General features: G+C 58.1%; 12 protein-coding genes. 6 read left to right on the top strand and 6 right to left on the bottom strand.

The window, feature by feature from the left end:
* Positions 1–13 precede the first annotated feature (13 nt).
* From ACZ5PA_RS00755 to ACZ5PA_RS00745, 3 genes are read left to right on the top strand one after another with little or no spacing between them, the layout of a single operon-like run.
* Positions 14–490 (top strand): hypothetical protein, encoded by a 477-nt coding sequence (locus ACZ5PA_RS00755; protein ID WP_464930386.1) that lies wholly within the window; start codon positions 14–16, stop codon positions 488–490.
* 47 nt (positions 491–537) lie between these two features.
* Complete coding sequence (locus tag ACZ5PA_RS00750; RefSeq protein WP_464930385.1) at positions 538–1,293, top strand: ATP-binding protein; 756 nt, start codon at positions 538–540, stop codon at positions 1,291–1,293.
* Positions 1,294–1,321: 28 nt separating this feature from the next.
* Positions 1,322–2,800, top strand: a complete 1,479-nt coding sequence (locus ACZ5PA_RS00745; protein ID WP_464930384.1) for a carboxypeptidase M32 — start codon at positions 1,322–1,324, stop codon at positions 2,798–2,800.
* A 53-nt stretch (positions 2,801–2,853) separates the two neighbouring features.
* On the opposite strand, the gene ACZ5PA_RS00740 is transcribed toward ACZ5PA_RS00745, so the two are convergent.
* From ACZ5PA_RS00740 to hisF, 3 genes are all read right to left on the bottom strand, one after another.
* The gene (locus ACZ5PA_RS00740; protein WP_464930383.1) at positions 2,854–3,486 is read right to left on the bottom strand and encodes a tRNA(His) guanylyltransferase Thg1 family protein; all 633 of its coding nucleotides are present in this window, start codon (positions 3,484–3,486) and stop codon (positions 2,854–2,856) included.
* Between the two features lie 2 nt (positions 3,487–3,488).
* Positions 3,489–4,676 carry a thiolase family protein gene (locus ACZ5PA_RS00735; protein WP_464930382.1) on the bottom strand — a complete coding sequence of 396 codons (1,188 nt, stop codon included), beginning with the start codon at positions 4,674–4,676 and terminating at the stop codon, positions 3,489–3,491.
* Positions 4,677–4,828: 152 nt separating this feature from the next.
* On the bottom strand, positions 4,829–5,593 hold the full coding sequence (hisF, locus tag ACZ5PA_RS00730; protein ID WP_464930381.1) for an imidazole glycerol phosphate synthase subunit HisF: 765 nt from the start codon (positions 5,591–5,593) through the stop codon (positions 4,829–4,831).
* Between the two features lie 48 nt (positions 5,594–5,641).
* Here hisF and hisB point away from each other — a divergent pair, with 48 nt between their 5' ends.
* Complete coding sequence (gene hisB / locus ACZ5PA_RS00725) at positions 5,642–6,190, top strand: imidazoleglycerol-phosphate dehydratase (protein ID WP_464930380.1); 549 nt, start codon at positions 5,642–5,644, stop codon at positions 6,188–6,190.
* A 174-nt stretch (positions 6,191–6,364) separates the two neighbouring features.
* The gene (locus ACZ5PA_RS00720; RefSeq protein WP_464930379.1) at positions 6,365–7,060 is read left to right on the top strand and encodes a 1-(5-phosphoribosyl)-5-[(5-phosphoribosylamino)methylideneamino]imidazole-4-carboxamide isomerase; all 696 of its coding nucleotides are present in this window, start codon (positions 6,365–6,367) and stop codon (positions 7,058–7,060) included.
* Here the strand turns inward: ACZ5PA_RS00720 and guaA are convergent.
* Positions 7,057–8,583 (bottom strand): glutamine-hydrolyzing GMP synthase, encoded by a 1,527-nt coding sequence (gene guaA, locus ACZ5PA_RS00715; protein WP_464930378.1) that lies wholly within the window; start codon positions 8,581–8,583, stop codon positions 7,057–7,059. The two genes, ACZ5PA_RS00720 and guaA, sit on opposite strands and share 4 nt — an antisense overlap.
* A gap of 136 nt (positions 8,584–8,719) precedes the next feature.
* On the opposite strand from guaA, the gene ACZ5PA_RS00710 reads away from it, so the two are divergent.
* The gene (locus ACZ5PA_RS00710; RefSeq protein WP_464930377.1) at positions 8,720–10,003 is read left to right on the top strand and encodes an ArsB/NhaD family transporter; all 1,284 of its coding nucleotides are present in this window, start codon (positions 8,720–8,722) and stop codon (positions 10,001–10,003) included.
* Here the strand turns inward: ACZ5PA_RS00710 and ACZ5PA_RS00705 are convergent.
* Positions 9,989–11,200, bottom strand: a complete 1,212-nt coding sequence (locus tag ACZ5PA_RS00705; protein WP_464930376.1) for a glycerate kinase type-2 family protein — start codon at positions 11,198–11,200, stop codon at positions 9,989–9,991. The two genes, ACZ5PA_RS00710 and ACZ5PA_RS00705, sit on opposite strands and share 15 nt — an antisense overlap.
* Positions 11,184–12,122: a sodium:calcium antiporter gene (locus ACZ5PA_RS00700; RefSeq protein ID WP_464930375.1), complete on the bottom strand. Its 939-nt coding sequence runs from the start codon at positions 12,120–12,122 to the stop codon at positions 11,184–11,186. Before ACZ5PA_RS00700 ends, ACZ5PA_RS00705 begins: the two co-directional genes overlap by 17 nt.
* Positions 12,123–12,130: the final 8 nt, after the last annotated feature.

The following is a 12,130-nucleotide window of genomic DNA, read 5'->3' as shown; positions in this document are numbered from 1 at the left end:
AACGGCCAGTGTCGTGGACGCGGCGGCTGGGCTCGGCGATTACAAGGCATATGTCAGGAGGAGCGACTTGGAGCGCGTGGCGCGTAAACTGGGCCTCACAGTCGACGAGCTGGCCACGAGGCTCGGGGCAAGGCCCGAGCGAGTGGGCCGAGGCGTTAGATACGTCGTAGAGTGGGGGTCCGTTTTGGGGAAGCTCGTAGAGCTCGAGGAGAGGGTGTCCAGGCTCGAGGGCAGGCGGGCGGAGGCGAATTTCGGCGATGTGCTCGACCAAGCCATAAAGCATTCGGCGGGCCCCACCGGCTACGCCCCTCTGAGGGCCGTCAAGGATTTCGTTGTGAGCAAACTCGGCATCTCAGATGCAGAGTTCGTGGAAAGGCTCGCGAAGCTCTTGTCGGAGAGGCGCGGTAGATATATACTGCTAGAGGGGGGAGACGAGAAGATATATATAAACGGCAAGGGATACGGCTACATAAAGAATACAGGGGTATAGAAAGGGTATCACGAGGCGGTTTAATATTAGGGCCTACTTGTTTGTAAGTGTCGTGCGCCATACCGACTTGGCCGGTGGCGAGGCGCGGGTTTAAGCTAGTGGGGAGGAGGTGGGCCGAGGCGCTCGAGGAGCTGGCTGCTCTTGCGTCTAAGTATCCCTTATCGGCGCTGATAGGCAGATCGGGCATGGGCAAGACCCAAGTGTTGTACGCCCTCTGCGAAAGGGTAAACTGTATCTATGTAGACGCAACGGAGCTACCCCAGAGGGATATGGCGCACGTCGTCGCCGTAGTTGCGTGGAGGTTAGCCGCGGAGTCCAAGACCCGGTCGAAGATAACTGACGTCTATAGGCGTTATGGCTTCCAGGGCATCCTCTCGTTGGCTCAAGGAGATCCGTCCTGGACGCTCTCCTCGGCGTTGGACCTAGCACAAGACAGGGTCGTCGTAGCCCTCGACGAGTGGATACCGAGCCCTGAGGATCCCCAGTTCTTCCAAGCCGCATCTGCACTGCACAGAATCAGGAACATGGGCCTCGATAAAGCGGGCTTCGTCGTCTCCTTTCTCCCTGAGGTGTACGAGAAGCTGGCCTCCAAGGTGCCGCCGCTCGGCAATATACTCTCTGCGGTGTCCGTCCAACTGCCGGACGTGTTGACGGAGGAGGAGGCTTGGGAGGTCGCGAGCGCATATTGTCCCGAGCGCGCCAAGCTCGCAGTATCTCTGCTCAGAGCGAGGCCCGAGGCCACGATCAGAGAACTCCTCATGGCTATGTCGGCGGTCAAGGAGGTCGAGGTCCCGATAGAGTAGTTCTATAAATACAACATAACGAGCGCCTATGGAAGTCAGATCCAACACCATTAGGGAAATCCTCGAGCGCTACAAGACTATCTGGGCCTTAAATCACGCTAACGCCGTCCTGGGCTGGGATAGAGAGGTCAACATGCCCGAGGAGGGCATAGGCGGGAGGTCGCTGGCTAGCGCAGAGATAGCCAAGCTTATACAAAAACTTATGCTAGATGAGTCGTTTATCAAGTTAATAGATAAAGCCGAAGAGGAAAAGGATTTAACAGATATCGAAAGAGGTATTATACGCATGCTCAAGAGGGATTTGAAATTCTATAGGAGAGTGCCGCCCGAGGTCGTGGCCGAGTTCGCCAAGGTGACGAGCGAGGCGTTCGTCGCTTGGCGGAACGCTAAGGAGAAGGCAGACTTCAAGGTGTTCGCTCCCTATTTAGAGCGGATAATAGAGCTCGCCCGCGTGATAGCAGACAAATTGGGCTACGACGAACATCCCTACGACGCGTTGCTCGATCTACACGAGGAGGGGCTGACGTCCCGCGACGTGGATTCCATATTCTCGACGCTGGAGCCCGGCATAAGGCGCCTCCTCGAGAAGCTAGAGGCCAGGGGCTGGCCTAAGTCGCATCGGTTAGAGGAGGAGCCCTACGATAGGCGCGACATGGAGGCGGCCATAAGGGAGGTCTTGGCCCTAATAGGCTATCCGGAGAGGAGGTTCAGAATCGACGTATCGCCTCACCCGTTCACCACGGGCTTGGCCTCGCCGTTTGACGTCAGGATAACCGTGCGCTACCCGCCTAAGGACTTCAGAGAGCCGCTCTTCTCCGCTGTGCACGAGTTCGGCCACGCCCTCTACGAGCTGCAGATAGACGAGGCCTTGGCCTTCACGCCCGTGGGCACCGGCGTCTCGCTGGGGGTACACGAGTCCCAGTCGAGGTTCTGGGAGAACATGGTCGGGAGGTCCAGAGGATTCTTGTCGCATATAGCGCCTATATTAAGAAAACATCTGCCGTTTCTCGCTAAATATACCGACGAGGATCTCTACTATTACTTCAACGTAGTTAGGCCCAGCCTCATAAGGACTGAGGCCGACGAGGTGACGTACAACTTGCATATATTACTCCGTTATAGGCTCGAGAAGCTCATGATAACGGGCGAGGTCAAGGTCTCGGACATCCCGGCGTTATGGAACGAGGAGATGGAGAGGTTGTTGGGCGTTAGGCCTAAAAACGATGCCGAGGGCGTCTTGCAAGACATACACTGGTCCCACGGAAGCATAGGCTACTTCCCCACGTATACGCTCGGGAACGTGATAGCGGCTCAAATACGCCACGCGATGGGCAAGCTAGACGAGATGATCGCCGAGGGCAAATTCGGCGAAATTAAGGAGTGGTTGCGCGAAAGGATACATAAGTGGGGCGCCGTGTATCCGCCTAAGGAGGTCGTGAGGAGGGCGACGGGCGAGGTCTACAACCCAGCGTACTTGTTGAACTACCTAGAGAGTAAGTACAGGTAGTTTTCAATTCGCGGACGGACTGGTCGCTAAGACGATGAACATAGGGGAGTAGTTCAACACATCCCGTATCTGGCCAGGAATTTACATAGGTCTACTTCTTTCCATCCGTCTTCCTCCGCGGCCAATGCACCCCATCCCAGAGATAGATCCACCGCGCCTAGGCCCCTCAGAATATGATCTATACTCGGCGTGGTGCTCCCCACGAGCCCCCTCGATTTGGCCAAGGATATGGCGTAGTTGTTTAAGCCGATCCTCGCCCTATAAGCCACGTAACGAGCCGCGTCGTGCTCGTCGTATAACTTCACGATCCTCGCGTCGAAATATAACGGCCTTCCCAACAACGCCGTGACCTTTGCGGAAAGCGCTGACGGCAATACGCTGATGAGCTTCAGGAGTCTGCCCCTATATGGCAGAAGGGATTTGTATATCAAGTTCACCTCGTCGCTGACGACGTAGACCCAGCTCGCCCCGCTGGATCTGGCCAGCTCGACTGCAGATGCGAATAGCGCGCGATGAACACCTGCGTTTCGGGGACCCGGGAGATCCGCTAAGGCTTTGCCGAAGTTCACCCCGTCTAGCCTCACCGCTAAAGGAGGCTCTACGTAGTCCCTCGGCAGTTCTCGCGATCGGTAATCGGACTCCAGCTTCCGGGGACTCAGAGCTAGGAGGGCTTCGATAAGCCTCACGCCTAGATGAGCTCTACGGCCACGGCTGTCCCGCCGCCAGTGCCGTGGCACAGAGCCGCTATGCCGCGCCTCCCTCCTTTGACCTTGAGGACGGAGATTAGAGTAGTTATCACGCGTGCGCCCGAGGCGCCTAAGGGGTGCCCCAGCGCGATGGCGCCTCCGAACACGTTGAGCTTGTCGTAGGGCACTTGTAGGACTCTGTGGAACAACACGTTATTGACCGCGAAGGCCTCGTTGTTCTCGAAGTAATCGAACTGGTCCACGCCCATCCCCAACTTCTTAAGCAGCTTCTGGACCGCGTATATGGGAGCCTCTACAAAACGCCAGGGCTCTACCATGTGCCACGAATAGCCTAGCACTTTGGCCACCGGCTTAAGGCCCAGCTCTTTGGCCTTCTCGGCCGATGCTAGGACCAAGACGGCGGCGCCGTCTGAAAGCTGGCTAGAGTTACCGGCAGTTAACACTCCATCTGGCTTGAAGGCGGGCTTCAACTTAGCCAACTTCTCGAGGCTAGTGTCGGTCCTTATCCCCTCATCTCTGTCTAACTTCACGTGCACTCCGCCTAGATTATCGTCTATGGGCTCGAGGTCCAAGAACCATTTGTTCTCGGTAGCCCTCCACGCTCTCATGTGGCTCTCGTAGGCCACTTGGTCGAGCTCTTGCCTAGTCAAGCCCCACTCCTTGGCCACCATCTCGGCCTCTTCGCCCATCAATAAGCCGTTGGTAGGGTCGGTGAGCCCGTCGTACACCATGAGGTCCAGGACTTGTTGGCCTCTGCCTATCAAGTGCTTAACCCCCCAACGCGTCTCGGAGGCGAGGGCGAGGGGCGCAGTCGACATGGACTCCGCGCCGCCGGCCACCACTATATCGGCGTCGCCTAACGCTATCTCCCTATAGGCCTCTATGACCGCCTGCATTCCCGACGAACAGACCCTGTTCACGGTATACGCGCTTGTGGTCGCGGGCAGTCCGGCGTAGAGCGCGGCTTGTCTGGCTAAGCTCTGGCCTTGCCCTCCTTGCAACGTCGAGCCTATGACGACCTCCTCGACGAGTTTGCCCTCTAGGCCGATCCTTTGGAGGGCCTTGCGTATGGCGAACGCCGCCAAATACGCCGTCTTGACGTCCTTGAGGGCCCCGCCGAATTTACCTATAGGCGTCCTGGCATAGCCGACTATCCAAACCTCGCGCATGATGTTCTTTTCTCGAGCACTTAAAACCTTGACCTTGTATCCATGACCAAGGTATTGATAGCTCTTCAGTAAAATAGATAAATATACTCTATTAATATCTTGTAGCAAGAAGATGATTACTTTTGTAAAATATACATTAAATAAAAGAAGATTCAGTAATCCAAGCGAACCTCTAAACCTCGCGACGCCAGATATTCTTTCAATTCCCTTATCTTTACAACGCCGAAGTGGAACAAGCTAGCGGCGAGCAAGCCGTCCGCTCCCGCTACGGCGGCCTCGTAGAAGTGGGAGAACTCGCCGGCGCCTCCAGACGCTATAATGGGCACCTCGACCGCCGAGCGGATCGCCCTTATCAAATCCACGTCGTATCCCATCTTGGTCCCGTCCCTATCTATCGAAGTGACCAGGAGTTCCCCCGCCCCCAACCCCGCCGCCTCTTCGGCCCACTTAACGGCGTCCAGCTCAGTCGCCGTGTTGCCGCCCCGTATGTACACCCTATAGCCCCTGTCGACTCTCTTGGCGTCTATCGCAACCACCGTGGACTGGGAGCCGTACTGCTCGGCGAGTTCCAACACGAGCCGAGGCCTCCTCACGGCCGCCGTGTTGACGGAGACCTTGTCCGCCCCCGCCTTGAACAACTTATCGGCATCTTCCACAGACCTGACGCCGCCTCCCACTGTGACCGGGATCGTCACCGACGTGGCGACCTCCTTCACTACTTTCAGGAAAGTGGGGCGCTCGTCCACGCTGGCCGTTATGTCCAATACCACGAGCTCGTCGGCGCCCTCCTCGTCGTAGCGCATGGCTAACTCGACGGGGTCGCCCACCTCCTTTAGGCCTTGGAAATTAACGCCTTTTACTACGACCCCCTTCTTGCCGTCTACGTCGAGGCAAGGAATTATCCTGACCGCGACCACGGAGCCTCGGCCTCGGGTAAATATATTTTATATAGAGGCCGTTGTTTCGTGGTGATTAGGGAGACCAAGGAGACCAGGGTTGTTGTGGAGCTCCAGAGAGGGGGCTTCCCGTCCGTGAGCACCCCCATACCTTTCCTCACGCACATGGTGGAGACCTTGTTGTACTACGCGGATTTGGGAGGACGCGTCGAGGCGGTCGTTTTAAGGGAGCTAGACGAGGGACACCACGTTATAGAGGACGTGGGGCTGGCTCTAGGCATGGCTTTGGCAGAGCTAGCCGGCGATAGGCGTTCTATCGCGAGATATGGCTGGGCCATCGTGCCCATGGACGAGGCCGAAGCCGTGGTGGCGCTCGACATGGGGGGTAGGCCTTTCTGGGTCGTCGAGGCCCGCATTCCTTCAGTCGTGCTGGGCGGATATCCGGCGTATATGTTCCCGCATTTCGTCAGATCGTTAGCATCCGAATCTAAGTCCACTATACACGTCAGAGCGTCCGGCGAGGATCCCCACCACGTGATAGAGGCGGCCCACAAGGCGCTAGGGCTCGCGTTGCGGCAAGCGCTCGCGCCCTCGAATAAGCCCGTCACGACCAAATAATGTTCCAACCCCTCATCCGCTCGGCGTCGAGATCGCCTGACACGAGCCCTCGACGAGTACCGGCGCCTATATGCCTCGGCCAGAGTAGAGAGATCAGCTGGATAACCGCGGGCTTCACAAATCCGACTCCCCGAGACTTCATCACGGCCCTTAACGCGCCCGTGTCTTAAACCTATGCTCGTCATACCCTCGATAGATCTAGAGGGGGGTAGAGCGGTTAAGAGGATCAGAGGGCGCCGAGGGGAATACGTCTTCGTGGGCGATCCGGTGGAGCTCGCGCGTAAGTTCTCCCGGGCCCCCCTAGTGCACATAGTCGACTTGGACGGGGCGGAGCGCGGGGTTCCCGTCAATTTAAGCCTCGCCGCGGCGGTCGCGGACGTGTTAGAGGGCGCTTGTCAACTAGGCGGAGGGCTGAGGAGCGAAGAGCATGTAAAGAGGACGTTGGACATCTGCGAGTACGCAGTCGTGGGCACTCTGCCTTTTAACGACCCGGGCTTGTTCAAGGACTTGGCCAAGTCGTTCCCGGGGAGGCTAGTGGCATCCCTCGACGTCTCCGAGGGATGGGTGATGGGGCACGGCTGGAGGACCAAGCTCTTGAGGTTGGAGGACGCGTTGGAGCTGTTGACGGCGGCGGGCCGCCTAGCGGCTGTAGTGTATACGTCGGTTGACGTAGAGGGCACAGGCGCCGGACCGCTAATGGCCGACGTAAGGGCTCTGAGACGCGTGGCCGAGAGGGTGTACTACGCCGGAGGGGTGTCGAGTTGCGACCACCTAGAGCTGTTAAAAAGGGCCGGATTCGACGGCGTTATAGTGGGCTACGCCCTATATAAGGGCGATCTCTCCTGCGTCGGCGAGGATTTCGCCTATTAGCAGGGCTCTATAGTTGCGGGGGGCTTCTGGGTGACGGCGTAGGCCACCATCACGACTTCGGGCACCTCGGAGGTGATCCTCGACGATATTCTAGAGAGTATCTCCTTATCGAGCAGGGGCCAGTCGGCCGTCATCGCGTCCTCGCTCTGCACTACCCTTACGATAACTACGTGGCCCACGGCTCTGGCGTCCCCCTTCACGCCGACCCATTTGTCGTCCCCCACGGCCGCGAAGGCTTGCCATACGTCGTCGTATAAACCGGCTTTTCTCAACTCCTCCTCGACTATGCGCGAGGCCTTTCTGGCTATCTCCAACTTGGCCCTCGTTAAACGGCCCATGATCCTCACGGCCAGCCCCGGCCCTGGGAACGGATGCCTCATCGCGATCTCCTGGGGCAAGCCTAGGGCCTTGGCGATGGCCCTGACCTCGTCCTTGTAGAAATCCCGGAGAGGCTCGAGGACCTTTAGCCCTAGCCACTGCGGCAACGCGGCGACGTTGTGATGGCTTTTTATCCTATCGGCGCCCTTCACCGCGCCGCTCTCGACGACGTCCGGGTACAAAGTCCCTTGGGCCAGCCACCTAGCGCCGTCTATCTTGGCCGCAATCTCGGCGAACACCTCCGCGAAGGTCTCCCCGACTATTTTACGCCTCTCCTCGCAGTCTTCGACCCCTTCTAGCCTCGAGAGGAACCTCTCAGATGCGTCCACATACACTACGTTTAAGCCGAGCCTCCTAAGCGCCGATAGCACCTCCTCGGGTTCGCCCTCTCTGAACAGCCCATGGTTCACGAAGATGGGGACGGCGCGCTCGCCGATAGCCCTAGCCACTAGGACGGCGGTCACCGTGCTGTCGACGCCGCCGCTGACAGCTATGAGGACCTTCTCGTCGGGGCCTACCGAGGCGCGTATCTGCTCGATTATTCTAGGTATTTGCGAGACGGGGTCCCAGCGCTGGGAGGGCTCAAGTCCGACTATCTTCTCGACGAAGTTCCTGAATATAACCTTGCCCTTAGCGGTATGGGAGACCTCCGGGTGGAACTGCACTCCATATATAGGCCTATCCGACGACCTCATAGCAGCTATATATCCCCTCTCCGATATGGCCAACACCTTGAAGCCAGGGGGCGGGGCGGCCACGTAATCGCCATGAGACATCCACGCCACTTCCTCAGGGCCCAGGCCCTCGAATAAGGGGTCCTCCTCGAGTATCCTCACCCTCGTGTTGCCGTACTCGCCCGGCCCTCTTTCCACTCTGCCGCCCAGAATCTTCGCGAGCAGCTGGTGCCCGTAGCATATGCCCAAGACTGGGACTCGCGCCTCCGTCACAGCCGGCGTTATCTCGACCTCCTCGTCGAGGACGCTTTTAGGACCTCCAGAGAGGACCACGGCGGCCACGTCGCCGTTGCGCAGAGCCTCCTCCAGCTCCTCCGGCTGGATCAAAGTAGCGAAGAGGCCGACCTCTCTGAGCCGTCTCGCTATGAGGTGGGCGTATTGTCCTCCAAAGTTAACCACGACGGCCCTCATGTCCGTGCGTTCGAAGCCCATTATAAATTTACTTTAAGATCAACGTGGGATGGATTCGCTGTCGCCGTTTTATTTTAATCTTATACTTAAACTTCTACGGCATTAGCTTAAATAGGCCGCATCCCTCCGCGCAGCCATGGGCTTAATTCAACAAGCCATAGCGGCTACAGACCTGGCCGTATTGGTCGGAGGGCTAATATTGAAGTCGAGGTTCCCGCACATCCCCGCTTGGGCCATAATGGCGTTCGCTTCATTTATAGCGGTAATCGGCGGCTTGTCGCCGATCGGCGAGCTAGGCTCCTTCGTGGACCTCGACGTTATACTCTTCTTAATAGGCATGTTCTCGATAGTGTCCATGGCCGAGTCGTCGGGCCTTCTAGACGCTGCGGCGTATTGGTTTCTCGCCAAGGCGGGCTCTACGAGGAAATTACTCTTGCTCTTGTCGTTGCTCTTCGGCTTATTGGCAGCCTTCACGGTCAACGACTCGGTAGCGCTCATGGGGCCCGCAATCGCGGCGACCGCCGCACGGATAGCCGGCACCGGGCTACAGCCCTTCGCGTTGCTCCTCGCCTTCTCGGTCACAATAGGCTCCGTTGCGACGCCCATAGGTAATCCTCAAAACGTGTTGATAGCGGTGCAGTCCGGCATGATGGCGCCTCTTCTTACTTTCTTAAAATACCTCCTAGCGCCGACCTTGATAAACTTATTGATATTGCCTTTTCTCGTTTCAAGGTGGTATCGCATAGGTGATAGGAGAATAGAGACCTTCTTCGTGCCCGCGGAATTCATAAAGAACAAACGCGATGCCTATTTAGCCGGCGGCGCGCTCATCGCAGTCGTCATAGCGCTTTTGGTCAACGACGTTCTGGCACTCGCTGGGCTCCCCCACGTCGAGAGCATAGGTTTTATACCCTTCGTCGCGGCCGCCGCTACGTACGTATTCTCCTCGAGGCCTAGGGAGATATTAGAGGGCGTCAACTGGGGCACTATCGTGTTCTTCATAGCCATGTTCATAACCATGAGGGGGATATGGAACAGCGGGCTCCTCGAGACTGCCGTGGGCGCGCTGATGCCGAGAAGAGAAGGGCCTTTGACGGGTATTCCCGCAATAGCGGTGGAGTCGCTCCTCTTCAGCCAAGCGTTATCGAACGTGCCTTTCACCGAGCTCTTTATCCAATACATGAAGTCGATCGGATACGGGCCTCACGACGTCTGGGCTTGGCTCACTCTAGCGTCGGCGGCTACGATAGCCGGCAATTTGACCCTACTCGGGGCCGCGTCTAATATAATAATACTCGAGGTCGTGGAGAGCAAGTACGGCGAGACTATCAAATTCGGCGAGTTCGCCAAGAGAGGGCTCGTGCTCACTGCGATTAACATGGCCGTGTATTCGCCCTTCTTATACTTAGCCGCCCTCTAAGAGGCCCCTTAGGCGCTCCCATTTGTCCACATAGAAGACTAGGTTAAGATTGGAGCCGGTCGGGCCCGTGTAGATGGCGCGGCCGGTCGCCTCGAAGGGCTTAAAGGTGTCGTTCTCCTCGAAGAGCCTCCCGACGTCCATGCCGGCGTTCACGACGTCTTTAAGCAGGCCGGGATCTGCCCATACGCCTGCGGCGCCGGTATTGCCGTCTAGGCCGTCAGTAGCGAGGGCCAAGACCGCTAGATCACCCGACGATGAGAGGGCGAAGCTCAAGGCGAACTCGCTCGTCCTTCCGCCTTTGCCCTTACCCCTCACCGTCACGGAGGGCTCGCCGCCTAGGATCAAAGGAACGCCTACCTCCTTGGCCATATAGGCAACTAGCCTGCCCGCGTCTCTCGCCTCGCCGACTAGGCAAGACGTGACGACGACGCCGCCTGTTAGGCGCTGTAAGGCCTCCAACACGTCGCGGTTCCTCGCCACGATCGCCGCCCTATGCGGGAAGTCCGATGGCGTATCCCTGGACCCTCTCTTGGACTCGATCGCTTGGCGAACGCTGTCCGGCAACTTTTCCCAAAGCCCCCTCGCCTTTAGATATAAATAGGCCTCATCAGGCGTCGTGTCGTCGGGGACTCCGGGGCCGGAGCCCACGTCTGACGGATTGTCGCAAGGGACGTCGCTCGCTATTAAGTTGACCACCTCGACGCCCTTAGTAGCGGCCATATAGCCCAGCCTCCCTCCTTTCACTCTAGATAACCTCTTCCTCACGGCGTTCATCTCGTGTATGCTCATGCCGCTCTTTAACAAGAGGCCCCAAACCTCGAGGAGGTCCTCCTCGGGGACTATAGGCGCCTCCACCAAGCTCGACGCGCCCCCGGATATCAACAAGACCAAGGTCTCGCCGCGTCCTAACGACTCCACGTAGTCGAGCACGGCCTGGCCGGCTTCAAAACTTCTGCGAGTGGGAATCGGGTGGTCGGATATGTACAATTTCACCGAACGCGGGACAGGGCCTGCTTGAGGCGCTACGGCTATTCCGTCCACGATATCGGCGACGGCCTCTAGGCCTCTCAGCATGGCCAAGGCGCCTTTGCCGACCGCCACTGCTCTGACGCGGCCGAATTCCCCCGCCCTAGAGACGGCCTCGCCCAGATCGGCGGCTGAGAGTATCGTCCTTACTATCTTAGATGTGTAGGGCATACCAGACATAACCGGCCAGCCCCAACGGCGCAGTTAGGCCGAAATAGCCTCGCCATATGGCCAAGGCCTCCAAGAGCGATACCACTATGGCTATTATCAACGCGATAGCGGCCGACTGCTCCAGCGTGTAGATGCCTAGGGCCATAGCCAAGCCGGGATAGAACGTGCCGTAAAGCGCCTTCTCGCCGACTATAACGCCGATGCCTTCGTCGTCTTTCCCCTTGGCAATGAACACGAGCCCGGCTATCGACTCGGGCAACACGGTAGCCACGGGCACCAACAACACCGCCAAGGCCGTCTCGTCCAGCCCCAGTGCGGAGCCTATGTCGACTATGCCGTGGACGAGCAGCTCGCCGCCGAAATACATAGCCGCTATAGTCGCTATTGTCTGCAAGGCGGGGTTCCCCAAATATAGGCGCGGGCGCTCGCGGATCTCGGCTTCTTTGCCCAAGGTATATTTGGCGTAGGCGAAGTAAGCTAGGAGTATAAACAAGCCATAGAGTCTGCCGTAGAGCCCGTACTTCTCGGGGTGTAGGAGCAACACAGGCATTAAGGGGAGCGTGAAGAGCAAGAGAGGCGCCGCCACGCGTCGATGTACGTGGGGCAGACGCGTCGCCCTTCGCCCCAAGGCCCAAGAGAATAACGCCGTGAGGACGACGACCGGGTATATCACGGTCGAGGCCATGAAGGGCTGGGCGACTATGGAGCCCCACGCCACATCTGCCTTTCCCTGGAACAAAGCGATTAGGAAGACAGCCAGCTCCGGACTGGATGTTATTATCGGCGCTATTATCATGGCCACGCTCGTCGTGGAGCGGCCTAGCCGTGCGCCGAAGTAGTAGACTAGCTGTTCCACCATTATGCCCGCCGTTATAGTCAAGAGGATGCCGGAGACCAGCCCGACGATGGGCGTCACAGCCATGGCGTCGA

It is taken from the genome of Thermoproteus thermophilus (assembly GCF_055392855.1).
The sequence above is the reverse complement of the archived record's forward strand: the minus strand, read 5'-3'. Positions and strand labels throughout refer to the sequence as shown.

Coding starts and splice junctions, on each gene's coding strand:
- ACZ5PA_RS00745 (WP_464930384.1), top strand. CDS start 1,322: ATGGAAGTCAGATCCAACACCATTAGGGAAATCCTCGAGCGCTACAAG.
- ACZ5PA_RS00735 (WP_464930382.1), bottom strand. CDS start 4,676: ATGCGCGAGGTTTGGATAGTCGGCTATGCCAGGACGCCTATAGGTAAA.
- ACZ5PA_RS00720 (WP_464930379.1), top strand. CDS start 6,365: ATGCTCGTCATACCCTCGATAGATCTAGAGGGGGGTAGAGCGGTTAAG.
- guaA (WP_464930378.1), bottom strand. CDS start 8,583: ATGAGGGCCGTCGTGGTTAACTTTGGAGGACAATACGCCCACCTCATA.
- ACZ5PA_RS00710 (WP_464930377.1), top strand. CDS start 8,720: ATGGGCTTAATTCAACAAGCCATAGCGGCTACAGACCTGGCCGTATTG.
- ACZ5PA_RS00705 (WP_464930376.1), bottom strand. CDS start 11,200: ATGCCCTACACATCTAAGATAGTAAGGACGATACTCTCAGCCGCCGAT.
- ACZ5PA_RS00700 (WP_464930375.1), bottom strand. CDS start 12,122: ATGGCTGTGACGCCCATCGTCGGGCTGGTCTCCGGCATCCTCTTGACT.